This window comes from Arthrobacter sedimenti (genome assembly GCF_042652025.1).
In the GTDB taxonomy this organism is placed as follows: domain Bacteria; phylum Actinomycetota; class Actinomycetes; order Actinomycetales; family Micrococcaceae; genus Arthrobacter; species Arthrobacter sedimenti.
This window is the reverse complement of sequence record NZ_JBHSDQ010000001.1, coordinates 797,960-821,176: the sequence shown is the minus strand read 5'-3', so window position 1 is coordinate 821,176 and position 23,217 is coordinate 797,960. Positions and strand designations below refer to the sequence as shown.

Below are 23,217 nucleotides of genomic sequence, written 5' to 3'. Positions count from 1 at the left end.
GCGCTCTCTTCCCGTCCACTGATTCAAGAGGTCAGAGTGCCGTGCAGGGAAGTCGACGCCGGCACCACGGACAGGGGGACTTACACCGCTGCGTACCAGATCAGCAGCATGGTCACAAAGAACCCGGTGACGTAGTTCAGCCACAGGAAACGCTCCCAGCCGCGGTGGGCCCGCTCCGAGTCCGCGTCCGTGACGGAGGCGAAGGGGAGGATGCTCACCGCGTAGGGGAGTGCCAGCAGGGCGGCCAGCGGTCCGGGCCACGGCGTGAGCAGCAGCAGCGCGCCGGCCAACAGGTACGCAGCGATCGCAAAGCGTACGGTGACCTTGGCGCCGATCACCGTTGCAACCGACCCGATGCCGCCGGCCCGGTCCGCCACCACATCCTGCACCGCGCCGAACGCGTGGCTGGCCACGCCCCACAGGAAGAACGCCCCCAGCAGCGCCCACAGCGCGGGCGTAAACTGCGCCTGTGCCAGGACCAGCCCGTACACCGCCGGGCTCACGAAGTGCGTGCTGGACGTGGCCGAGTCCAGGAACGGCCGCTCCTTGAACCGCAGCCCGGGCGCGCTGTATGCCACCACCGCGAAGATGCTGACCGCCAGCACCAGCCAGGACAGCGGACTGCCCAGCAGGACCAGCGCCGCCAGGAACGGAACATTGGTGCCGATTGCCGCCCGGAGCGTGACCGCGTGCATGGTGCGGTCCAGCACGGCGCCCTCCACGCCGCCCTTGCGCGGGTTCCGGAGGTCCGATTCGTAGTCGAAAACGTCATTGATGCCGTACATCGCCAGGTTGTACGGCACCAGGAAATACAGCGTGCCCACCACCCAGGCCACATCGATCTCCCGTGCCGTCAGCAGGTACGCCGCGGCAAACGGGTAGGCCGTGTTCACCCAGGACAGCGGACGCGAGGACAGCAGGAGCATGCGCAGGGTCTTCATGGCCGCCTCCCCGCCTTAGGTGTGACGGACCGGCGGTCCAGCAGGATCCACAGCCCCGGCAGCAGGAGGACCGCGGCCACCGGATAAGCGAAATCCTCCAGCGGGGCCAGCCCCACCTTCGCCCCGGAAATCATGCCGGGCGCGTAGGTAAACAGTCCGAAGGCGATCATCAGGTTGTCGAACACCGCCGTCAGGACCAGTACGACGACGGCCGCGCCACCGGCCGCCGCCAGCGCCACCTTCCGCGAGCGGTACTTGAGCCGGACAGCCGCGGCGGTGCCCACGGCCAGGGCGGCGAGAAGGAACACCGCGTTGAGTGCCCAGTAGCTCATGACCGTTCCTCCACTTTCTCGGTGTGCGGCAGCCGGGTCGCGAGGAACCGCCGGAACAGCTGGAACAGGTTCATCACCAGGTAGCACAGGAACACCAGGAAGATGGGCTCCTCCAGCGGCAGCTCCGGGGCCAGCTCGATCCCGATCGTCTCGTTGTGTCCGCGGAAGAAGATGCCCAGCCCGATCCCGGAAAGGTCCCACGCCAGGAAGAACACCAGCCCCGCCGCCAGCACCACGGCCGCGCGCCGGGCGTCCTGCCAGAAGAACAGCCGGAGCCGCTGGTCCAGCAGCACCATGCAGCCCAGCGACACCAAAAGGAACGCCAGGTACGCAACCGCCGTCACGCCGTCGTACCCTTTGAAACTGTTCCTTCCGCAACGCCTGCCGGGCGCAGCGGTGCCGGCAGGGGACCGGTGCTGGTGTCGCCGCGCAGCCGCTTGACCACCAGCTCGGCGCTGATCAGGCACATGGGGATGCCGATCCCGGGAATGGTGGAGGCCCCCGCGTAGTACAGCCCCTCCACCTTGCGGCTGACGTTGCCGGCCCGGAAGAACGCGCTCTGCTTCAGCGTGTGCGCCGGCCCCAGCGACGTGCCCTTCCACGAGTGGTAGTCCCGCTCAAAGTCCGCAGGACCGTACATCCGCCGCACCACGATCCGCTCGGCCAGGTCCGGGATGCCGGCCCACTCACTGAGCTGCCCGATCACGGCGCGGGCCGCGCGTTCCAGCCGTTCGTCGCCGCTGCCGCCTAGCCCCGGGTCCGGCGGAATGGGCACCAGCACGAATACGTTCTCGTGCCCGTCGGGCGCCACTTCCGGATCGGTGGCGCTGGGCTTGCATACATACATCGACGCCGGCGACGGGATGAACGTGTCCTTGCCGAAGATCGCCTTGAAGTTCTCTTCCCAGTCCTTGGTGAAGAGGAGGGTGTGGTGCTGCAGCTGGGGCAGCCCGCCGCGGACGCCCAGGTACAGCAGCAGGGCGCTGGGCCCGGCGGTGCGCCGCTGCCAATACCGTTCGGGGTAGGTCTGCAGTTTCCGGGGGAGAAGCGCGGTTTCGGAGTGGTGCAGGTCGGCGGCGGAAACCACGACGTCGGCCGGCAGGGTTTCCTGCGTTCCGTCGCCATTGCGGAAGCGCACCCCGCGCACGGCCGCCGGGCGGCGCCGGGAGACGATGGGCGCCGTCTCGATTCCCAGGACCTCGGCGTTGGTCCGGATCTCCACGCCGGCGTCGCGGGCCTGCTTTTCGAGTGCCTCCACCAGCCTGGCGAAACCGCCCATGGGGTAGTGCACGCCTACCTCCAGGTCCAGGTGGCTCATCAGGTGGTACATGCTGGGCGCGGTGAACGGCGAGGCGCCCAGGAACACCGCGGGGTACTCCAGGATCTGCTGCAGGCTGGGGTTGCTGACGTACCGGCGGGCGTAGCTGTGCAGCGGCTCCAGCAGCAGGCGGGCCAGCCGGGGGAGCCGGGTGAGGATGTCCGGCACCAGCAGCGGGGCGAACGACTGGAACGTGGGATACAGGAAGCGGCGCTTGGCCATGGTGTAGGTCTCGGCGGCCGAGTCCAGGTACCTCTCCAGCCGTGCGCCGGCGCCGGGTTCCAGCCGGTCAAACAGCTCCACCACCCGTTGCCGGCCCGCAGGAACGTCCACCGGTTCGGCGGCGCCTTCGGAGATGAGCCGGTAGCCGGGGTCCAGCTTCACCAGGTCCAGCTGTTCGGCAGCGGAGGTGCCCAGAAGCTGGAAGTAGTGGTCGATGACCTCGGGCATCAGGTACCAGGAGGGCCCGGCGTCGAACCTGAAACCGTCCTCGCTGAACGTGTACGCCCTGCCGCCCAGGACCTCCTGCTTCTCCAGGATGGTGACGCGGTGCCCCTCGGTGGCGAGCAGGGCCGCCGTCGCCAATCCGCTGATGCCGCCGCCGATCACCACCACCGACTGCCCGGACGCCACCGGTTTCCTCCCGGTGCCGCTCACTGCGCCGCCACCCTGGCCGGACGTCGGCCGGCAGGTTCCAGGCCCCGCCTGCCCGTGAGCACGGCGGCGGCGATCTTCAGCTTCACGGGGGTGGGCACGCTGATCCGCGCCCGGATGAGGTCGGGTGCCGGGGTGACACGGATCCGCTCGGCGAGCTCGGCGAAGAGCTCCTGGGCCAGGGCCACGGCCAGGCGGCAGGACGTGGGCAGGCTGCGCAGGACGGCGCGGGATACCTGCAGGTCGTGGTCGATGTCCGCCAGGAGCCGGATCTTCTGGGCCTCATCGAAGTTGGCGGGGCTCACGCCGGGGAAATAGCTGCGGCCCAGGGACGTGAAGTCCTCGGCCAGGTCGCGCAGGAAGTTGATCTTCTGGAAGGCCGCGCCCAGGTGCCGGGCGCCGCGCTCCAGCCGGGCCCGCTCCTCCCCGCTGACCGGGTGCCGGTGCAGGAAGCACTTCAGGCACATCAGGCCCACCACTTCCGCGGACCCGTAGACATACTCTTCGAAGGACTCGGGCGTGTGCTCCGACTGGTCCAGGTCCGCGCGCATCGAGGCGAAGAACGGGCGGGTGAGGTCGGTGCCGATGCCGGTGCGGCGGGCGGTGTCCGCGAACGCGTGGATCACCAGGTTGGTGCTGTACCCGGTGGCCATGGCCTGTTCGGTTTCCTGCTCGAACGCGTCCAGCTGCCGCCGGCTCTCCTCAGGTGACAGGCCCGCCGCGGAGGTGACGCCGTCGACAATTTCATCCGCAACCCGCACCAGCGCGTACACGGAATCCACCTGGCGGCGGACTGCGTCGTCAAACAACTTTGAGGCCAGGCCGAAGGAACTCGAATAGGAGCGGAGCACCACGCCGGAGGACTTGAGCGCGGCTGCCGTGTAATCCGCCAGCGCGTCGCGGTCCCGCTTCATACGCCCATCCGATCGGTGACCAGGCGGGACAGGGGGGAGAGGCCGTCCCGCAGCGCCTGTGGCACGAACGGCTGGACCAGGACATCCAGGGCCCGCTCCGTGAGGTCCGCGGCCAGCTTCAGGGTCTTGTCCCGCGCCCCGGACGCCACCAGGAGTTCACGGATCTCCGCGGCATCGGCGGCCGTGAGGTCTTGGGCGAGCAGCTCTTTGATCCGGTTCCACTGGGGCTGCTCTGCCGCGTAGGAGATCAGGGCGGTGCGCTTGCCCTCGCGCAGGTCGCCCCAGCCTGTCTTGCCGGTCCGGGATTCGTCACCGAACGCGCCCACCAGGTCATCCGCCACCTGGTACGCGGTGCCGATGATGCGGCCGAACTCGCCCAGGGCCTCCACCAGCTCCTGGTCCGCGCCGGCCAGGACCGCTCCTGCGCGCAGCGGAGTGTCGAAGGAGTACACGGCGGTTTTCAGCTTGGACATCTCCAGGACCTGGTCCACAGTCTGCGGCATGGGGTCCAGCGGCGCCAGCACGTCCAGGAGTTCCCCGGCCGCGGAGGCCACGACGGCCTCATCCAGCAGGTCGCCCAAGCGCTGCCGCGTGGCCGGGTCCGCGTCCACTTCCGCCAGGAACCGGTAGGCGTTGGCCAGGGCCAGGTCCCCGGCGATCACAGCCGCGGACGCGCCGGTGTGCTCCGCCTTCTCCGGGCTGCTGCCCTGGTCCGTTGCGAGGCTGCGGTAGGCACCGGCGAGGTTGGGAACCCCGCGGCGGGTGAAATCCTGATCCACCACGTCGTCGTGGATGATCAGGGCTGTGTGCAGCAGCTCGTAGGACGCGGCCACGGTGGCTGCCGCCGTCGTGTTGGTGCCGCCCAGCAGGGAGTAGGTGGTCATCACCAGCCGGGGACGGAACCGCTTGCCGCCCACCGTGCAGGCCTCGAGGTGTTCCCACAGGCCGAGGTACTGCGGGTGCATGGCACCGGCCCTCACCTTGGCCCGGGTGAAGAACCCGTCCAGAACTTCATTGACCAGTTGGCCGTCATCTGTGTGTGCCAGCGTGGTCCCCATATCCATATGTAAAGTAAACACGGGCACCCATGGGAGGGCAATTGAAGGCGAATGCAGAGCAGGTGGTCCTGGCCGCCGACGACGGAACACCGGTCGGCGTCGAGGACAAGGCCACCGTCCACTCTTCCTCCACACCCCTGCACCTGGCCTTCTCGGCTCACGTGTACGATTCCGACGGCCGCATTCTCCTCACCCGCCGCGCCCTGTCCAAGCTGACCTGGCCCGGCGTCTGGACCAATTCCTTCTGCGGCCACCCCGCGCCTGGGGAGGAACTCGAGGACGCCGTGCGGCGCCGCGGGGAGTACGAACTTGGGCTGACGCTTACGGACATCGAACTGCGGGTTCCGGACTTCCGGTACCGGGCGGTGGATGCCTCCGGCGTGGTGGAAAACGAGATCTGCCCGGTGTTCACGGCACGCGCTGCGTCACCGCTTTCTCCCCGGGCCGACGAGGTCATGGAGTGGCAGTGGACCGATCCCGCGCTGATCACCGCCGCCGTGGCCGCGACCCCCTGGGCCTTCAGTCCGTGGGTAACCCTTCAGCTGCCGCTGCTGTACCCGGAGCGGTTCGGCGCCTAAGTTCTTTTGGTCACCGCATGTGTGACGGACGACGGCGGCGCTCGCCGCGGGCCTTCAGCGTCACCTTCCAGCGTTCCCACGGCGGGAGCTGCCGCCAGTGGATGCTCAGGGTGTGGAAGGCGCGCTTGAAGCGCACACGTGCGGCGGCACCGCCTGCCAAAGCCCGGGCCGAAATGCCCACCTTCAGTGAGGGATCGTAGGCCGTGCGGCGGGTGGGGTCGAGGGCAAAGCCGAGGTCGACGTCGTCGTGCACTCCCGTGTCCAGCCGGTTCACTCTGCTGCGTGCCTGCTCCCAGCCCTGGCGGCGGAAGGCGCAGTTGGAGCCGAAGGGCGGCCAGTGCCCCATCGCCGCGGCCATCAGGACGAAGTAGGCCTGGATGTACATGATGCCGGCGAGGCGGCTGCGGATTCTGCCGGTGCCGTAGAAGACGCCGGGCCCGGTGAGAAGGGCCAGGTCCGGTTCCTGCTCGAAGCGCCGGCAGATGCGTTCCAGCCAGTCCGGCGGGGGAATGCTGTCCGCGTCGCAGCGGGCGATGACGTCCCCGTGCGCGGCGTCGTAGCCGGCGGAAGCGGCCGCGGCGATCCCCGGCACGTGTTCGTGGAGGACCCGGGCGCCGTACTTTGCCGCGATTTCTCCCGTGTCGTCGCTGGAGTCGTTGTCCACCACGATGATCTCCAGTGGCGCCAAGGTTTGGGACTGCAGGGCCTGGAGGCAGCGTTCCAGGAAAGGGCCGTCATCTTTGCACGGGATGACCACGGAGAGGGACGGCATCCCCCGATGCTAGCCGGTTTGCCGCTTACCGCGTTGTTCCGGCCGGACGTAAGCTGATGTGGTCAGGAGCCAGGCGAGGCCGCAGAGGAGTTCCGGCATGCTGAATGGTTCGAACCTTGGGGCCAACGTCGGGACGTTGGTGGCAGTGGGCGTTGCCCTGTACATCGTGCTGGTGGTTCGCCGCCGGAAATGACCTCATCCCGCCACTCGCGCATCCCCCTTTTCGACGCGCATCCCCATTTTCGAGGCGCACATCCGTCCGTGACACGCATCCCTATTTTCGACGCGCAGATTCCTTTTCGCACTCCCAATTTGGGCCGCGAAAAGGATTCTGCGCCCCGCGATCTCACGTACGCGTCGAAATCTCCCTCTATCGCTGCACCTAGGATGGTCCCCATGAAGGCTGCCCGAGACGCGGACTCCGTTGCCCTGGTGATCAACGCTGGTGCCCGCCTGGCCGCGGCGGGACCCGAACCGGTGGTCGACAACCTGCAGAAGGCAGGCCTGCCAATTGCCGCCGTGCACCTTGTCCGGTCCGGCGCCGACCTGGCTTCCACACTCGACAGGGTTGCCGCCGACGGACATGACCTGGTGGTTGTGGGCGGCGGTGACGGCACCGTGTCCTTCGCCGCCGGCTTTTTCGCTAAGACCGGCACCGTCCTCGGCGTCCTTCCGCTGGGGACGGCCAACGACCTTGCCCGCACCCTGGAGATTCCCGCCAATCTGGACGCGGCGTGTGCTGCGCTCGCGGACGGGAAGGTGGTGGACATCGATCTTGGCCGGGCCAACGGCGAGCCCTTCCTCAACGTGGCCTCAGTGGGTCTCTCGGTGGGGCTGACCGAAAGCCTGAGCCCGCGGCTGAAGCGGCGGCTGGGGCCGCTGGCCTACGGCGTTGCCGCTGTGCGGGCGTACGCCCGGCACAAGCCTTTCCGCGCCCGGCTCGAGTTCCCGGAGGGGGACCATGAACCGCTGGAACTGGAGAACATGCTGCAGGTGGCGGTGGGCAACGGCCGGCATTACGGGGGCGGCAACGCGGTTTCACCCACCGCAGGGATCGACGACCACACCCTCGACATCTATGCCATTCCGGGGGCGCCGCTACGGGAGCATGTGCGGATCGCCCGCCTGCTCAAGGACGGCAGCTTCGTTGAGCGCGACGGCGTGTACCACCTGACCACGCAGCGCGTCCGGCTGGTCACGGAGCCATCAATGCCGGTGAACCTCGACGGCGAGATCGCCACGATCACGCCCGCGGACTTCACCGTCGACCGCAACGCCGTGCACGTCGTGGTGCCGCAGTACAGCACCGCGGCGCGACTCGACGGGTAGGGGACCTCCGGCGGCACGCCATTCTCGAGGCGCAAGTCCGTCCGCGACATGATTCCCCGTTTTCGAGGCGCAGATTCCTCTTCGCGCCCCAATTCCGGGCCGCGAAAAGGAATCTGCGCCTCGCATTCCCATTTGCGCGTCGAAAATCGAGGTGCGGGGCGCACTCCGATGCGTGCCGCCGTCGTACTTCTTCGAGGGATGTGGGGGCCGGCGGCTTTTTTCGGATCGACGCTGACCCGTTGCCTCCGCCGTCGGCCCCTGGCTTGTGTGGAATGGGGATTGGTTGCCTGGCGGCGCCGCTTCTTAGCGCCGCCAGGCTCTGAGACCATCGGTTTTTATCCGATGCAGGCGCGGGTTGACTGGGCCCCAGTACCCAGGTGCATCAAGGTTGCTTTCCCGTCCTTCACGCATCACTTTGGCGGGAGGACCTCAAGGACGTGCGGGTGTTCGGTCAAGATTGCATCAAGGTCGGCGCAAAATTCGCGGGCGGCATGTACGGCGCGCAGGTCCGAAACAGAAGCGCGGCGGGTCTCTGGCAAGAGACCTGCCGCGCTTCCGTTGTTCCGTGCGGATTCCTACCGCGAGGAGTAGTCCTCGGCTGCCTTCCGCAGGCGGCTGTGGGCACCGCCGTAGGCCTGGGCGCCCTGCAGCGTCCACTTGGGCAGCTTGGCGACCATCGTGTAGTTCGGATCGCAGACGTTGGCCGCGGGGGAGAGGCCCATCTGGCTGACCAGCTGGTACGAGTCCAGCATGTCCATGCCGGTCAGGTCCGAGGTCCAGGCGACGAGGTCCTTCTGACTGATCCGGTAGGCATCCTCGAGGGGGCGGGTGGAACCGGTGCTCATGATGTAGTCGTCGTTCTCCAGGCGGGGCCAGGCTGCGGCACCCTCCTTGATCAGGTCCACGGCGATCACCGAGTTCATGGCGGATTCCAGGCCGGTGCCGCAGACTTCACCTTCGCCTTGGCGTGCGTGGCCGTCGCCGAGGGAGAGCATGGCCCCGGCCACGTTAACCGGAAGATACAGCGTGGTCCCGGCCCGGGCTTCCGGGGTGTCCATGTTCCCGCCGTGCGTGGACGGCGTCATGACAAGCCGCACTTCGCCGCCGGCAGGGGCCACACCAACTGTGCCGTGCATGGGGTCCAGCGGCAGCTGCAGCCGGAAGTCCGAGTTCCGCGCCTTGAACGACGCGGTCCAGGTCTCCAGGTCGATGTCGTAGAACCAGACGCGTTCCTCCAGTGACTCATTGAGCATGGCCGTCTCGCGCGTTCCCGTCAGGGCGCCGAACTGCGGCAGCACGCAGGACACCGCGTATTTCCTGGCCGGCACGATGGACACAAAGTGGACGGCCAGCATGTCGCCGGGTTCCGCGCCTTCCACCTGGATGGGCCCCGATACCGGGTTCATCTCGTTGAAGGGCACCGCCTCGCTGGGCAGCTGGTCGGGGGAGGTGACCCGGCCGCCGAAGCAGTCCTCGGTACTGACCTCCACGATGTCGCCGGGCTTGATGCCGATCATCGGTTCCCGGCCGCCGAACACGTAGGAGTATTCGCCCGGCTGGGGCGCAAGTTTGTGGACAACCATCTTTACTGAACCTCCGCTGCTTCAGGTTCCCCTGCCGCCGTCGTAATTGGTACTTCCTTCTTACCCATCCGCCCGGTCTTGTACAGGACGACCGCAAGCAGCCACGACTCGCTTCCCCCTTTTCGCGGCGCACCTTCCTTTTCGCACCCCAGATTCGGGCCGCGAAAAGGAATCTGCGCGTCGAAATCGCATGTGTGCGTCGAAAGCCAAGGTGCGGGCCGGCGCGCTGGTGCGTGCCGTCGTCGTACTTCCGCTCGGCACATGCCCAAGAAATCTGGTGCCGTTTGCGCCGGGGACATGAATAATACGGAGTGCTGGGAACAGCGGAAGTGCAGCGGCTCCTGCCGGCTGCAACGACGGCGGCCGAAGGAACTGGACATGACGAGGTCACACCGGAGCGTACGGCACCAGCCTGAAACGAGCGTGGAGCTGAACCCGCTGTTCAGCCGGCCCGGGGAAGCCACCATCTTTCCGCGCTTCACCATCCCGGACGGGGAGTCCCTCCCCGCCACCGCCTACCAGGTGGTCCACGACGAGGTGATGCTGGATGGCAACTCCCGCCTGAACCTGGCCACGTTCGTGGGGACGTGGATGGAAAAGGAAGCCTCCCAGCTGTACGCGGAAACGTTCGACAAGAACATGATCGACAAGGACGAATACCCGCAGACGGCGCTGATCGAAACCCGGTGCTGGCGGATGCTCGCGGATCTGTGGAATGCGCCGGATCCTGCCGCGGCCATCGGCACCTCCACTGTTGGGTCCTCCGAAGCATGCATGCTGGGCGGACTGGCGCTCAAACGCCGGTGGCAGCACCGCCGTCGCGCCGAGAAGAAGCCCACGGACGCGCCCAACCTTGTCCTCAGTTCCGCGGTGCAGGTGTGCTGGGAGAAGTTCTGCAACTACTGGGACGTGGAAGCCCGCTACGTGCCCGTCTCCGCTGAACACCCCACGCTGGACGGCCATGGCCTGGAACGGTACGTGGATGAGAACACCATCGGCGTGGTGGCCATCATGGGCGTCACCTACACCGGCGCCTATGAACCCGTGGAGCTGATCGCCGCCGCACTGGACCGCATCCAGGCCGGCACCGGCCTGGACATCCCCATCCACGTTGACGGTGCGTCCGGGGCCATGGTGGCGCCGTTCCTGACTCCGGAGCTGGTGTGGGATTTCCGGCTTCCCAGGGTGGCCTCCATCAACACGTCCGGGCACAAGTACGGGCTGGTGTACCCGGGCCTGGGCTGGGTGGTGTGGCGGGATGAGCAGTCCCTGCCCGAAGACCTGGTGTTCCACGTCAGCTACCTGGGTGGGGACATGCCTACCTTCGCCCTGAACTTCTCCCGGCCCGGCGCGCAGGTTCTGCTGCAGTACTACCTGTTCCTCCGGCTGGGCTTCGCCGGGTACAAGTCCGTGCAGGCAAGCTCGCGGGATGTGGCGCTGTATCTCTCGCACGAGATCGGGGCCATGGACGCCTTCACCTTGTGGAGCGACGGGTCCGACATCCCGGTCTTCGCCTGGCAGCTCGCGGACGGCCACACGAAGAACTGGAACCTGCACCACCTCTCCGAACGCCTGCGCATGAACGGTTGGCTGGTTCCGGCCTACCCGCTGCCGGAAGGGCTCGCCGACATCACGGTGCAGCGGATCGTGGTCCGCAACGGGTTCACCCGCGACCTGGCGGCAAGCTTCCTGACCGACTTCAAGAAGGAAGTGGCTTACCTGGATTCCCTGACGGCGCCCATGCCCGACGGGCAGCAGAAGGAAGCGTTCCACCACTAGCGCGTTTTAACGCGTTTTAAAAGGAGTGCCACGTGTGCCGACTGTTCGGGCTGCATGCCGGGTCCCGGCCCGTCCGCGCCACCTTCTGGCTGCTGGACGCCCCGGACAGCCTGTCCGAGCAGAGCAGGAGGGAGCCCGACGGCGCGGGGATCGGGAGTTTTGATCTCGACGGCGGCGCGCGGGTCAGCAAGCGGCCGCTCGCCGCATGGGAGGACCACGCCTTTGCCCGCGAAGCGCGGCAGTTGCTGAGCACCACCTTCCTGGCCCACGTCCGCTATGCCAGCACCGGGGCGCACACCATGGTGAACACGCACCCGTTCGAACAGGACGGCCGGCTGTTTGCCCACAACGGCGCGTTCCACGGCCTGGACCGGCTGGATGCGCGCCTTGCAGAGCTTGGCGTGGCGGAGCTGGTGCAGGGCCAGACCGACAGTGAACGCCTCTTCGCCCTCATTACGGCCGAGAGCCGCAAAGCTGGCGGAAACGTGGCGGAAGGCATCGTGCGGGCGGTGGGGTGGGTCGCCGCGGAGCTGCCCGTCCTGGCCCTGAACATCATCATGACGACGTCGACCGACCTCTGGGCGCTCCGCTACCCGGCAACCCACCCGCTGTACATCCTGGAAAGGGACCCGGAAGCCGAGCCGGCTCCGGCAGCACCCCTGGACGCGCGAAGCCACCGGATCCATTCGCGAAGCACGGAACTGTCGGCTGTGCGTTCGGTTCTCTTTGCCACCGAACCGATGAACCACAACCCCGGCTGGCGTCCCCTGTCGCCGGGGGAGCTGGTGCACGTTGGCCCGGACCTGGCGGTGACCTGCGCCTTTCCCTTCCCGGACCAACCTGCCCACCCGCTCACGCTCGCCGACCTGGAACCGTCCGCGGCGGCGTCGCAAATGTCCTGAGGGGTTTAGGTGTGGGGGGTTGCAGCCTTCTTTGCCAGCGCCTCGGCCATCTTCTGGACCTTGGCGCCGTAGCCGCCGTTGACCGCGGTGTCCTTGATCTTGTTCGCCTGGGCGTCCAGGTCAGCAGGGGCAGCGTTCTTGAGTGCCGTCAGGTCCGTCTGCAGGTTCGCGGGGAGCTTGGCGAACAGCTTGGGGTGGCCGATGAGCTGGTCCGCCACCTGCTGGAGTCCGGCGCCGGGGTTGCCCGAGCTGAACGCGGTGCGCAGCTCCTGGCGCAGGCCGGCCAGGCTGGTGGCGGCCTTCTCCGCCGCGTCGGCACGCTTCTGGATCTCGGCGCCGTACCCGCCGGACAGGGCAGTGGTCTTGATCTTGTAGGCGTCCTTTACCCGATCGGCCGCAGGGGCGTCCTTAAGGGTGGTGACGTCCGCCTGGAGGGCGGAGGGAAGCTTTCCGAAAATCTGCTGGTGGTTCACCAGGGCAGCGGCTGCCTTTGCCGCGCGGTCCCCGGCTGCCTGCGGGCTGTCCGCCTTGAGGCTAAGGAACGCTTCCAGGCCGCCGGAGCCCTTTGGCGTGTGGGCCTTGGCGGTTGCAGCGGGGGAGGCTGTTGCCGCGGGGGTTGATGTGGGGGATGCGGAAGCGGCACCGACGCCGGCAACGGTCATGGCGCCGGCGGCCAGAACTGCTGCCGCTCCAACTCCGATGCGGGTTTTCATTGACGGAATTGATGGCTTCACCACGTTGTGTCCTTCCAAACTTGCGCGTGCACGCCGGACCCAGTGACCGGCACGGCTTCACTGTAGGAGCGAAGACTGGGGAAATGCTGAAAAACGCCTTGGTCTTTGTCCGCTTCCTTACCTCTGTCCGGGGTGCGGATTATGCTCGGACCATGGCGCATGTTTTTCTGACGAAGCCCCTTATGGGCGGCAAACAGGGGCTTTGGCAGCGGCGCGTGTGGATGTGGATCGCTGCCGCCGGACTGGACGTGTACATTCTTGGTTTCGTCATCGGACTGCAACCGGCGGGTCCACTCTGCGGCAGCCCGTTGGTTCCCAACAGCCGGGCAGCTGAACTGATGGACCAGCAGCGGGGCGGTGGCGGGGCTGCGGCCGCCTGCTACCGGAGCATCGATGCCGATTCCGTCCCGGTTTGGATCCTGATGGCGGTGGGGGTGGGCCTTGTCATCGCCGGAGTGGCGGCCCGTATTGTCATCATCCGGCGGTCTGCTGCTTAAGCCGGCGTTGATGGGGCGGGCCACCTGCAGCAGCGTGGGAGCATCTGCAAGGATGGGCTGGTGGCTCACCCGGGCACGCCCATCCTGCCGAAAGGTCCGTCATGGACATCGTTGAAGTGATTTTGAATGACCACCACGAGCAGCGGCGGCGCTTCGCCCTGCTCGACGAGATGCATCAGTGCGAACCCTCCGACCTGGAACCCGTGTGGAAACAGCTCCGCATCCTGCTGGAAGTACACGCGAAGGCGGAAGAGGAACTCTTCTACCCGGCCCTGATGGAATTGGGGACGGGGGCAGGCGGAAAGGATTCCGCCGGGGATGAAACCGAGGACGCGATCCATGATCACAACGAGATCCGGGACGCCATCAGCGATGTTTCCGCCCATCCGACAGGGTCACAGCAGTGGTGGGACGCGATGGCGAAGCTCAATGAAGCCAACGGCGACCACATGGCGGAGGAGGAACGCGAAGGCCTGACCGACTTCCGGCAGCACGCCTCGCTGGAACTGCGCCACCGGCTTGGACTGTCCTTCAGCATCTTCGAGTCGGCCCACGCCGGCGGCATCGAATCCCACGACATCGACCCCGATGAGTACGTCCACGAGCACGAATAGGGGCGGCCGCATCCAGTCGCACTGCGGTTAAAGCCGGTCACCCTGCAGCTGAACAGCTGCCAGGGTGACCGGCTTTGTCCGTCCGGGCGTCGAACCAGCCGAGGTGCGGCTTACTGTTCGGGGTCGGAACCTTGGAGCCGGCGCCTGACGAAGATACCCGTCACCACCAGCGCGAGGACCAAGATCGCGGCAATGCCGCCCACCAGTGCCCACGGCACCTGGCCGGACTGCGTGGCTGCCTGGGCGGGAGCCGCCGTCGTTGGCGCCGCACTGCTGGCGCCGGCACTGCCCGGACTGCCCCCGGCGTTCGCACTGTTCGCGGTGAAGCTGAAGGTTCCCTCGATGGGGTGCCCGTCCGAGGAGACCACCCGCCACACCACGGTGTACTTGCCGGCTGGCGCTCCTACCTTGACCGCCTGGCTGACGTGGTTGTCCACGATCTCCACCGCACCGTCCGCCTGATCCGTGCCTGTGGAATCTTCCACCCGTACGATCGAATTGATGGCAATCGGGGTGCGGTCGAAGGTCAGGCCGATCTTGGCCGGAACGCTCTGGACCGTGGCGCCGTCGGCCGGATCGCTGGATTCGAGGGCGTCGTGGGCCTGGGCCGCAGCCGCGGGAAGCACCAGGAACGCTGCCGTGGCGAGGGTGAGCAGGAGCCGCGCGGGCCAGCTCTGCCGGTTCTTATTTTGCGCTTCCATGGACCGCTCCTTTCGCGCGCCGCCCGGCAAGGACAAGCGCCAGGGCGGTGGCGCCAAGGACCAGTCCGGCCGAGCCCAGGACGATTCCCCAGACGGAAGCCGCGTCGCTGGACGCGGGGGAGACCTGCGCCGCTGGTTCCGCAGCCGGCGCTCCCAGTGCGGCAGCCGCCGTCGCGCCGTCCTCGGCGGTGGTGGTGAAGGACGGGGCCGGATGCTTGGGCTCGGGCTGTCCCTCGGTCTTTTCCTGGTCCCAATTCACTACGGAGCCGTCCGTGTAGGACTGCGCAGCCTTCAACGTGACGGTGGTCCCCTCCGCCGGGAGCCTTCCCACGGACAGGGAGAACGACTGGTACTGGTTCTGGGCCAACTGGTGCGCCTCATCTGCGGTCCACACCACGGAGCTCGGCGCCTTGGTCACGGTAGCGCCGGCCACGGTTACCGGCTTGGGCAGGTCGCTGGTGATGACCTGCGCGCTCCAGCCCTCCACCGGTTTGACCGACACAGAGGTGAACGGCGTGTCCGCGGGCAGCTTGACCTCGAGCTTGCTGGTCTTCGCGGTGGGGGATTCGTTGGGCACGTTGAACGTCAGGTGCGAGTAGCCGTTGGCGGCGGTGTCGTCCGGGTCCACGCTGACGTGGGCGGACGCGGCCGTGGCGCCCGCGGCGATGATTCCCGCGGCTGCGGTGGCGGCGGTAAGGGATTTCAGGGTACGGCGAAGTGTTGTTTTCATTGGATGCTTTCCAGAAAATGGGCGTGCTGGCAGGACCCGGCGCGGCAATGGCCCGGGTCAGGATGTCACGTGCCGCTCAGGGAGCGGTGGGGACCAGCGGCGGCCCACGCCTGGCCGGCAGCCTGAGGTTCCGCCAGCGGGAAAGGACGACGACGGCGGGCGGCGCCGGCTGGAGCGGCCAGTCAGGGATGACCACCGGCGTGAGGATCCGGATGATGGGACGCAGCCACGCGGCGAGGGCCCAGACAGCCTCTTCGCCGCGCGAAAGCACCAAAGCGGTGGCCAGGGTTGCCGCGGCGTGAAGGACCAGCATCAGTGTGCCGGGGACTGCGTAGTCCGGCGTGAGTGCGGTTGCGGGCAGCACCGGCCCGGAGCCGTGCAGGTGGCCGACTGCAACCTGCTGGAAGCTTGCGGGCACGGACAGGGCGTTGAAGGCCTCGTGAAGAATCAACTGGCTGGCCACCAGGAGCCCGGCCATGGCGGGCGCGGCCACTTTGAACCTGGCCAGGATCATGACTGGAGCCAGCACCAGCGCCACAAGCCCCAGGAAGATTACGGGCTGGGGCAGCGAACCGCCGGCCATGACGTGGGCGCCGGCAGCCAAGGTGATCATCGCCGCCGTAACAGCCATGGCGCGGGGGAAGCGCAACGGGGCACTCATGCCATTCGCCACCCTTCCACCTCGCTATTGCCGGTATCTACTTTAGGTTCGGCCCCGGCGTGCACGGTAATTGGCGGGCCCCTTTGCCGGGCAGTCCCGCCGGCAGTGACGCAAACTGTGCTCCCCGTGCGCCATTCAGGAGTGCCCCAGACTTGAAGAGTAGGGTGAAAGCCGGTTGCCACCACTGCAGCAATTCGATGCGAGAACCGGAGACACGCATGCCCAAGGGAGTTCCTTCCCAATCCACGTCCAATCCGTCCGAGCGCCGGAACCCCTTGCGCGTCGCCGGGATCACGCTGGGCTGGTTCGTGGGCTTCCTTGCCGTCAGCGCCGTTTGCGGTGCCCTTGTTGCCGGCCTGATGATGCCGGCAGCAGCCGTGACGGAGACGGTGGTGGCGGGCGGATCCCAGGCGCTGACCACCAACCTCCCCAACGACGTGTTCTCCGCGCCCCCGGCACAGATGACGCGTGTCCTTGCCGCGGACGGATCCCAGATTGCCACCCTTTTCAACGAGAACCGGACCCGGATTCCCCTGGACCAGATGTCACCCAACATCAAGAACGCGATCGTGGCGATCGAGGACTACCGGTTCTACCAGCACGGCGGCATTGATCCCGAAGGCATCTTCCGGGCACTGGCGGTGGACGCCGCCGGCGGGCACCAGGGCGCATCGACGCTGACCCAGCAGTACGTCACCAACATGCTCAACGAAAACCTGATCGCCCAGGGCAAGGACGCCCAGGTGGTGCTCAACGGGCAAAAAGGCGTGAACCAGAAGATCCAGGAGATGAAGCTCGCCATCGGCCTTGAGGAGAAGTACTCCAAGGACCAGATCCTGGCCGGATACCTGAACGTGGTGGGTTTCAACAGCAACGCGTACGGCATCCAGGCCGCCAGCCAGTACTTCTTCTCCGTTGACGCCAAGGACCTTACCCTGCCCCAGGCGGCACTGCTCGCCGGCCTGGTCAACGGCCCTTCACTGTTCGATCCCACCGTCCACCCCGAGGCCTCCAAGTCCCGGCGCGACCTGGTGCTGGACGCGATGCTGCAGCACGGCTACATCAACCAGCAGCAACACGACGACGCCGTCAACACGCCCATCCAGCTCAAGGTCAACCCACCGAAGCAGGGTTGCGCCTATGCTCCCCAGGCGCAGTACTTCTGCGACTACGTCATCCACCAGATCGAGAATGACCCGGCGTATGGCGCCACCCTGGACGACCGCGACCAGAAGATCATGGCCGGCGGCCTGACCATCAAGACCACCCTGGATCCCCGGCTGCAGGGGCCGGCCCAGGCCCAGGTGGACGCCACTGCCGGCGCGAACCCGGACAAGTGGGGCGCTTCGCTGGTAACGATCGAGCCGGGCACCGGAAAAGTCCTGTCCATGGCACAGAATTCACGAAAACTGCCCGGCCAAGGCGCCGGATTCGTCTCCGACTACAACTTCAACGTGGACGGCAGCGACGCGGCCGGAAACAGCCTGGGTGGTGTGGGCGGCATGCAGCCCGGTTCCACCATGAAGCCGGTGACCCTGGCGGCGTGGCTTGGCGAGGGTAAGTCAACCAACCAGATCGTTGACGCCTCCAAGCGGCGCTACGGCATCTACTACCCCTGGAAGACGACCTGCCATCCTGTGCAGGGCTGGTTCGACAGCACCGTGCGGGACTCTTCGGACCTGCAGAACGATGAGCCCAACTGGTACCGGCCCATGACGGTCCGGGAAGGCATCTACCAATCGATCAACACGGCCACGTTCGCCTCCCTCGCCGGGCTCAATGATTTCTGCGACGTCCAGCGCGCCGCAGACGCCATCGGCCTGCACCTGGGCAGCGGAAAAGACGAGAAGATCGACCTCTCAACCCTGGGAAACATCCTGGGCAGCCAGAACGTGGCACCCCTGACCATGGCAAACGCGTTCGCCACCTTCGCGGCCAACGGCACCTACTGCAGCCCCATTTCCATCACGGAAGTGGACGACGCCCAGGGCAAAAAGATCGGGGGACAAACATCCTCCTGCCAGGCCGGAGCGCTGAAACCCGATGTTGCCAAGGCTGTCACCAACGTCCTCCAGGACGTCCTCACCAAAGGCTCCGGGCTGCTGATTCCGCAGAAACTCGGGGTACCGGATGCTGCAAAGACCGGCACCAATGAATGGAACAACCAGACCTGGGTGGTGGGCTACACGAAAGGTCTGGCCACGGCATCCTTCTTCGGCGATCCCTTCAGTGGCGGCTCGGACCGGTTGGGCCGCAACATCACCGTCAACGGCAAGTTCTATCCGGCCGTGGACGGGGCATTCATCGCTGGTCCGCAATGGGCCCAGTACATGCAGGGCGTAGTGGGCCTTTACGACCACGGAAACTTCGACGCGCCGCCGCAGAACCTCATCAGCGACCCCGCAGGACAGCGGACCAAGAGCAACTGATGGAAAGGGCGCAGTCGGGGACAGCTCTGCTGGACAGGACCTTCCGCATCTCGCTGCTCCTCAAGGGCCTGGACGGGGTCCTGGAACTGATCGGCGGCGTTCTCCTTTTGCTGGTCACTCCAGCGCAGATCGGCGATGTGGCCCGGTTCCTTACCCAGCATGAACTCGCCCAGGATCCCCGGGACTTCGTGGCCAACAGCCTGCTGCACATGACCGCCAACCTTTCGGGGTCGGCGTCGTTGTTTGGCGCTGTCTACCTCCTTCTGCACGGCGTGGTGAAAATCGTCCTGGTGTGGGCCGTCCTGAAGGAAAAGCTGTGGGCCTATCCCTGGATGATCGCCTTCCTGCTGGTCTTCATCGCCTACCAGCTGTACCGGATCTCGGTGTCGTTCTCCTGGGGCATGGTGCTCCTCACCGCGTTCGACATCTTCATCGTGTGGATTACCTGGCGCGAGTACCGGATGCGGCGGTCCCAGGGCCGGACGCCTGAGGACGAAGCGGCAAGGCCGCGGTCGTCCCGCTGAGAGAGTGCGCTTTGCCGCAGGGCACGCCGGGAAAAACGGTCTCGCAGTCAGGACATGGTGGCCACGGCGAAAAGGCCGGCGACGCCAACGAGATAGAGGATCAGGACGACCAATGAGTCGGTTCCCATGCCGAGGTGTTTCTTTTTCGGGCGGAAGAGGAGGCCCAGCAGGTAGGCCAGGGTGAGCAGGATCGCCAGGGCGGTGAGGTAGATGTCGGTGGCCTGGGCCTGGGGCAGCACCGGTTTGCCGGTGATCAGGACTGCGACAAGGAAGAGGACGGGCAGGAACGCATTGCCGCCAAAGATGTCGCTGAAGGCCAGCTTGTAGTCGCCCTGCTTCACCGATGCCAGTCCGGTGGAAATTTCGGGCAGGGACGTGGCCAGGGCCAGGAAGGTGGCTCCGAAGAGGACGCCAGAAAGCCCGATGTGCCCGGCGATCGCATCGCCGCTGCGCTCCAGCACCACGCCTGCGCCCAGGGTGGCCAGTGCCGCGACGGCGAAGATCAGGGCAGACTTGCCCGTGCTGATGTGCCGGTTCTTGTCGTTGGCCTTCTTCTTGGAATGGCCCTGGGGCTCGTCCTGCCCGCCGGGCGCGTCTCCTTGCTGATGCCAGGGAAGGCCTTTCTGGGACCGTTGGACCAGGATCAATCCGAGGATCCAGATCACGGCGATCAGCACAGCGGCCGGCGTCAGGCGCAGTCCCACCAGCGAGTTCGGCATCTGGCTGCCGGCGATCACTACGCCCAGGACTGCGATGACGGTGACCGCTTCGATGACGAGCGTCAGGGATGCCGCCTTGTAGCTGAGGGGGTCAGTGCCTCTTGTTCCGAATACGTCGAGGATGACCAGCACGACAGTCTGGATGGCGATGCCGCCCAGAATGTTGCCCACGGCCACCCCGATGTTGTTGGAAGCGGCCGCGCTGACCGTAATGGCGATCTCCGGCAGGTTCGTGGCAACGGCAAGCAGGATGAGGCCTCCCAGCGCCGACCCCAGGTGCAGCCGGTCATCAAGAACATCCGTCTGTTTGGAAAGCTGGATTCCCGCCACCCAGATCACCGCTGCGGCACCGGCGAAAATCAGTAACAGAACTGCCAGGGGCAGCGACTCCATGCCTCTCCCTTCCCGGGCGGCGCCCTGCCTCCCAAGGAAACAGATACCCATGGACGGGAACAGGAACTGAATTTGCAGCTGGGAATGCTCTGGGAATTGCGGCTGAGGCAGGTAATGCGCCCTACTCAAATGCAGTATCAATTACTGATCAAATCTTCGGAGCGGATGCCTAGCCTTCATCCATGCTGAGAATCGTGAAGCAGATCCTGCGATCCAAGCCAAAGTGCCGGTACTGCGGGCTGGCCCTGCCGGAATCTCCTACTGCGGCATTTTGCTCCCGCAATTGCTACGACAGCTATCAGTACTGGGGCGGTGCCTCCGCCCGCAGAGAGTGACGTCGCCGTCGACATTTGCAGTGGCCGCAGTCCACACTACTTCGCAAAACTACTAACCATGCTTACTATTGTGGGGCGCGGCTGTCCGCTGGGGGCAGAGCACCCGCGCTGCACCGGAGGTTTTTCAAGCATGGACAACGAAATGCGTCCCCTCACCGATGAAGAACTGATGTCCGAACAGGCCACCGTCCTGCCGGACAAGGAAGTGGCGTCCGTCCTGGACCTGAACGCGGACCTGGACCTGGGCATCAACGCCGCAGCACCTATCGACCTGGCTGTCGCCGCCAACGCCAATGTGGCAGCACCCATTGATGCCGCCGCCTCGGCCAACATCCTCTCCTACGGTTCGGACGCGCAGGCGCTGTCAAGCCAGGACGCCGCCATCGACCAGGGCATCACCGCCGATGCCAACGCCGACTCCACCCAGGACAGCCTGATCGGCCAGGGCGACGGCGCCACCGATATGGGTAGCGCCGACGCCGGAACCACGGATGGAACGTCCGGCGCAATGACAGATCCCACCAGTAGTACCGGTGCTGCTGTTCAGCATGGTGATGATGGTGCTGTCCCTGCCACGGTTGCTGGCCACCGGCTGGGCCAGTGTGGGCAAGCAGCAGGAAGCGCTGGCGGCGAGCCTTTCTTCCGGCGACTTACTGGGCGTGGCCGTTCGGGCCCTCGCCATTGTTGTGGTGGCGGTCCCGGTGCTGGGCGTGCTGTACATCGTGGTGCGGCTGCTGCGGCAGCTTGTCACGGGCCTGTGGCAAAAAACCAGTGGCAAGGCGGTGCAGCGGACGGCCGCCATGACCGCCGTCGCAGTCCTGCTGGCGGGGCTCGCTTGGGCATGGTGGCCCGACGGCGGGACGTACCGCCCGGTGCAGGCGTACGAACGAGGGACGCTGGGTGATGCAACGCGGGCCATCCTTCCCCACCGTGAGCGCGAGGCGTTGCGGGAGGGTGCTTCCGGGCAGACTGTTGCGCTGTGGCCCGCGGATGCTGTGAAACCCACGCGGGACAATCCCCAGCTGAGCATGGTGCTGGTGCCTGCCGACGCATCGCCGGCCAGTGCCTCGCCAGGCGGCAGCACCACTTCTGCTGCTGCTCCCTCCTGGGTGTTTCCGTTCGACAGGCCAGCCGCCCCGGCCGCCGACGGAAACCAGGCGCTCGCCGTCAACACCACCGACGGCTCCGTAAAGTACAGCGTGGCCTTCGCCCTGGTCTGGGCAGACGGCGGGGAGCCGGTCACCACCACCAACGAGGCATACGCTTTCGCCAACTGCTCGGGCTGCGCGGCAGTGGCCGTGGGCTTCCAGGTGGTCCTGGTGGTAGGTCAGACCGACGTGATCGTGCCGCAGAACCTTTCGGCGGCTGCCAACTACAACTGCCTGGACTGCCTCACCTATGCCCTGGCCAGCCAGCTGGTCCTCACGCTCGACGGGCCGTTGGACGGCGACAGCAAGCAGCAGCTTGAGGCGTTGTGGGCCCAAATCGCGGAGTATGGGCGGAACCTACAAAACGTTCCGCTGTCCGAGATCCAGGCCACGCTCAACGGGTACAAGGAGCAGATCACGGCCATCGTCAAAGGCTCTTCTGTTTCCGGAGGGACCTCCGTGGCGACGTCCCCTGCTGCGGCTGGCCCCAGCGGTGGTCCGACCCCTGGCCCCACCTCGTCCGTTGCCCAGGATGGGCCGTCTGCACCTGCACCTGCACCTGTACCGGCTGCGACTGGGGTGGCCACGGCGCCGGCGGGGCCAGATCTGGGAGGCGGCCAACCGACGTCGTCCGTTGACTACGCAACGCCGGCACCCACTGTGGATTACGGGGGAGGGGAGACCCTGGAGCCCGCGCCTACGTCCAGCGCGGGGTAAAGGCCGGGGCACGCCGGCTTTGCCCCCGCCGACGGTCTCGCTCCTGGAATGGGTAGGCCGCTAGACCGAATGGGTGCGGGCAACCCTTATGGGAGGGTCCGCCGCGCGGGTAGGTTGGCTGCTGCCGGAGAGACGTGCCCTGCAGCTCATTTTTGGGATATCGGCCGGGAAGCCCCGGACCCGCCAGCCGTGTCTTGAAAACGGGCCACCCTGCAGTCGTCGGATGGCCTGCAGGGTGGCCTTTTCGCTGAAGCATGTGGTGGTGCGCCAGTTGTTCTCCGACCCGTAGCCGCCCACGGAGAGCTACCGCGTATCCACGTCTTCGAACACCAGGAACGTCTGCGTATCCAGCACGCCGGGCATGGTCTGCAGCTGGTCGAAGATAACCCGCCGAAGGTCGATGTTGTCCACGGCGCGGACCAGCAGGATCACATCGAAGTCCCCGCCCACCAGGGCGATGTGGTGCACCTCGGGGATGGCGCCCAGCTGGTCGCGGAGTTCGCGCCAGGAATCCTGCTTCAGCTTCAGCGTCACGTAGGCCGAGGACTTGAGCCCCGCCTTGATCGGATCCACAAGCGCCGTGAACCGGGTCAGCACGCCGTCGGACGTCAGCCGGGAAATCCGCGAGTACGCGTGCGCCCTGGAAATGTGGACGTTCTCGGCCACCTGCGTCACCGACATCCGCCCGTCGCGGGTCAGTTCGGCAATGATGCGCCGGTCAATGTCATCCAGCGGAACCTCGGCAGCGGCGTCCTTGCCCGGCATTTTGTCCACGGCCCCCATCGGTAATCCACGTCACAGTTACAAATCGTCTCCCATAATAGGCAGTTTGAAGCAGCTTCTCCACGATTTGCG

24 protein-coding genes are annotated in these 23,217 nt (G+C 66.4%); 9 read left to right on the top strand and 15 right to left on the bottom strand.

Translation table 11 applies throughout. The annotated features are described in order from the left end of the window. Positions 1-80 precede the first annotated feature (80 nt). Genes ACFO0G_RS03835 through ACFO0G_RS03810 form a run of 6 tightly spaced genes read right to left on the bottom strand, consistent with a single transcriptional unit; the run spans position 81 to position 5,223 of the window. A complete protein-coding gene (locus tag ACFO0G_RS03835) occupies positions 81-941 on the bottom strand; it encodes a prenyltransferase (protein ID WP_376976486.1) in 861 nt (286 codons plus the stop codon). Beyond that, on the bottom strand, positions 938-1,273 hold the full coding sequence (locus ACFO0G_RS03830; protein WP_376976485.1) for a lycopene cyclase domain-containing protein: 336 nt from the start codon (positions 1,271-1,273) through the stop codon (positions 938-940). Before ACFO0G_RS03830 ends, ACFO0G_RS03835 begins: the two co-directional genes overlap by 4 nt. Continuing rightward, on the bottom strand, positions 1,270-1,617 hold the full coding sequence (locus ACFO0G_RS03825) for a lycopene cyclase domain-containing protein (RefSeq protein ID WP_376976484.1): 348 nt from the start codon (positions 1,615-1,617) through the stop codon (positions 1,270-1,272). Before ACFO0G_RS03825 ends, ACFO0G_RS03830 begins: the two co-directional genes overlap by 4 nt. Further along, on the bottom strand, positions 1,614-3,248 hold the full coding sequence (crtI, locus tag ACFO0G_RS03820) for a phytoene desaturase family protein (RefSeq protein ID WP_376976483.1): 1,635 nt from the start codon (positions 3,246-3,248) through the stop codon (positions 1,614-1,616). Before crtI ends, ACFO0G_RS03825 begins: the two co-directional genes overlap by 4 nt. Next, positions 3,245-4,159 carry a phytoene/squalene synthase family protein gene (locus tag ACFO0G_RS03815; protein WP_376976482.1) on the bottom strand — a complete coding sequence of 305 codons (915 nt, stop codon included), beginning with the start codon at positions 4,157-4,159 and terminating at the stop codon, positions 3,245-3,247. Before ACFO0G_RS03815 ends, crtI begins: the two co-directional genes overlap by 4 nt. Further along, positions 4,156-5,223: a polyprenyl synthetase family protein gene (locus ACFO0G_RS03810; protein ID WP_376976481.1), complete on the bottom strand. Its 1,068-nt coding sequence runs from the start codon at positions 5,221-5,223 to the stop codon at positions 4,156-4,158. The genes ACFO0G_RS03815 and ACFO0G_RS03810 overlap by 4 nt, the downstream gene beginning before the upstream one ends. A 23-nt stretch (positions 5,224-5,246) precedes the next feature. Between ACFO0G_RS03810 and idi the strand changes: the two genes are divergently transcribed. After that, positions 5,247-5,795 carry an isopentenyl-diphosphate Delta-isomerase gene (gene idi, locus ACFO0G_RS03805; RefSeq protein WP_373462156.1) on the top strand — a complete coding sequence of 183 codons (549 nt, stop codon included), beginning with the start codon at positions 5,247-5,249 and terminating at the stop codon, positions 5,793-5,795. A 10-nt stretch (positions 5,796-5,805) separates the two neighbouring features. On the opposite strand, the gene ACFO0G_RS03800 is transcribed toward idi, so the two are convergent. Continuing rightward, entirely contained in the window at positions 5,806-6,567 is a 762-nt protein-coding gene (locus ACFO0G_RS03800; RefSeq protein WP_376976480.1) for a glycosyltransferase family 2 protein, read from the bottom strand. A gap of 396 nt (positions 6,568-6,963) precedes the next feature. Here ACFO0G_RS03800 and ACFO0G_RS03795 point away from each other — a divergent pair, with 396 nt between their 5' ends. After that, positions 6,964-7,896, top strand: coding sequence for a lipid kinase (locus tag ACFO0G_RS03795; protein ID WP_376976479.1), 933 nt, complete (start codon positions 6,964-6,966; stop codon positions 7,894-7,896). A gap of 575 nt (positions 7,897-8,471) precedes the next feature. Here the strand turns inward: ACFO0G_RS03795 and ACFO0G_RS03790 are convergent. Beyond that, a complete protein-coding gene (locus tag ACFO0G_RS03790; RefSeq protein ID WP_376976478.1) occupies positions 8,472-9,479 on the bottom strand; it encodes an acetamidase/formamidase family protein in 1,008 nt (335 codons plus the stop codon). Positions 9,480-9,857: 378 nt separating this feature from the next. Here ACFO0G_RS03790 and ACFO0G_RS03785 point away from each other — a divergent pair, with 378 nt between their 5' ends. Beyond that, the gene (locus ACFO0G_RS03785) at positions 9,858-11,258 is read left to right on the top strand and encodes a glutamate decarboxylase (protein ID WP_376976477.1); all 1,401 of its coding nucleotides are present in this window, start codon (positions 9,858-9,860) and stop codon (positions 11,256-11,258) included. 32 nt (positions 11,259-11,290) lie between these two features. After that, positions 11,291-12,160, top strand: a complete 870-nt coding sequence (locus ACFO0G_RS03780) for a class II glutamine amidotransferase (RefSeq protein ID WP_376976476.1) — start codon at positions 11,291-11,293, stop codon at positions 12,158-12,160. A gap of 5 nt (positions 12,161-12,165) precedes the next feature. On the opposite strand, the gene ACFO0G_RS03775 is transcribed toward ACFO0G_RS03780, so the two are convergent. After that, a complete protein-coding gene (locus tag ACFO0G_RS03775; protein WP_376976475.1) occupies positions 12,166-12,873 on the bottom strand; it encodes a hypothetical protein in 708 nt (235 codons plus the stop codon). A gap of 173 nt (positions 12,874-13,046) precedes the next feature. Between ACFO0G_RS03775 and ACFO0G_RS03770 the strand changes: the two genes are divergently transcribed. Next, positions 13,047-13,391 (top strand): hypothetical protein, encoded by a 345-nt coding sequence (locus ACFO0G_RS03770; protein ID WP_376976474.1) that lies wholly within the window; start codon positions 13,047-13,049, stop codon positions 13,389-13,391. Between the two features lie 101 nt (positions 13,392-13,492). After that, positions 13,493-14,005 carry a hemerythrin domain-containing protein gene (locus ACFO0G_RS03765; protein ID WP_376976473.1) on the top strand — a complete coding sequence of 171 codons (513 nt, stop codon included), beginning with the start codon at positions 13,493-13,495 and terminating at the stop codon, positions 14,003-14,005. 110 nt (positions 14,006-14,115) lie between these two features. On the opposite strand, the gene ACFO0G_RS03760 is transcribed toward ACFO0G_RS03765, so the two are convergent. From ACFO0G_RS03760 to ACFO0G_RS03750, 3 genes are all read right to left on the bottom strand, one after another. Beyond that, positions 14,116-14,706 carry a copper resistance CopC family protein gene (locus tag ACFO0G_RS03760; protein WP_376976472.1) on the bottom strand — a complete coding sequence of 197 codons (591 nt, stop codon included), beginning with the start codon at positions 14,704-14,706 and terminating at the stop codon, positions 14,116-14,118. Further along, on the bottom strand, positions 14,690-15,436 hold the full coding sequence (locus ACFO0G_RS03755; RefSeq protein ID WP_376976471.1) for a YcnI family copper-binding membrane protein: 747 nt from the start codon (positions 15,434-15,436) through the stop codon (positions 14,690-14,692). Before ACFO0G_RS03755 ends, ACFO0G_RS03760 begins: the two co-directional genes overlap by 17 nt. A gap of 76 nt (positions 15,437-15,512) precedes the next feature. Then, a complete protein-coding gene (locus ACFO0G_RS03750; protein ID WP_376976470.1) occupies positions 15,513-16,097 on the bottom strand; it encodes a hypothetical protein in 585 nt (194 codons plus the stop codon). A 218-nt stretch (positions 16,098-16,315) separates the two neighbouring features. Between ACFO0G_RS03750 and ACFO0G_RS03745 the strand changes: the two genes are divergently transcribed. Together ACFO0G_RS03745 and ACFO0G_RS03740 are read left to right on the top strand one after the other, a co-directional pair. Beyond that, on the top strand, positions 16,316-18,526 hold the full coding sequence (locus tag ACFO0G_RS03745; RefSeq protein WP_376976469.1) for a transglycosylase domain-containing protein: 2,211 nt from the start codon (positions 16,316-16,318) through the stop codon (positions 18,524-18,526). Continuing rightward, positions 18,526-19,050, top strand: coding sequence for a DUF2127 domain-containing protein (locus ACFO0G_RS03740; protein ID WP_376976468.1), 525 nt, complete (start codon positions 18,526-18,528; stop codon positions 19,048-19,050). Before ACFO0G_RS03745 ends, ACFO0G_RS03740 begins: the two co-directional genes overlap by 1 nt. 47 nt (positions 19,051-19,097) lie before the next feature. On the opposite strand, the gene ACFO0G_RS03735 is transcribed toward ACFO0G_RS03740, so the two are convergent. Both ACFO0G_RS03735 and ACFO0G_RS03730 read right to left on the bottom strand, forming a co-directional pair. Beyond that, complete coding sequence (locus tag ACFO0G_RS03735) at positions 19,098-20,162, bottom strand: sodium:calcium antiporter (RefSeq protein ID WP_376976467.1); 1,065 nt, start codon at positions 20,160-20,162, stop codon at positions 19,098-19,100. A 699-nt stretch (positions 20,163-20,861) separates the two neighbouring features. Beyond that, a complete protein-coding gene (locus ACFO0G_RS03730; RefSeq protein ID WP_376976466.1) occupies positions 20,862-21,047 on the bottom strand; it encodes a hypothetical protein in 186 nt (61 codons plus the stop codon). Between ACFO0G_RS03730 and ACFO0G_RS03725 the strand changes: the two genes are divergently transcribed. Continuing rightward, positions 21,031-22,362, top strand: coding sequence for a hypothetical protein (locus tag ACFO0G_RS03725; protein WP_376976465.1), 1,332 nt, complete (start codon positions 21,031-21,033; stop codon positions 22,360-22,362). The two genes, ACFO0G_RS03730 and ACFO0G_RS03725, sit on opposite strands and share 17 nt — an antisense overlap. A 303-nt stretch (positions 22,363-22,665) precedes the next feature. Here ACFO0G_RS03725 and ACFO0G_RS03720 read toward each other — a convergent pair whose 3' ends face one another. Then, on the bottom strand, positions 22,666-23,127 hold the full coding sequence (locus tag ACFO0G_RS03720; RefSeq protein WP_286404540.1) for an Lrp/AsnC family transcriptional regulator: 462 nt from the start codon (positions 23,125-23,127) through the stop codon (positions 22,666-22,668). Between the last annotated feature and the right edge of the window lie 90 nt (positions 23,128-23,217).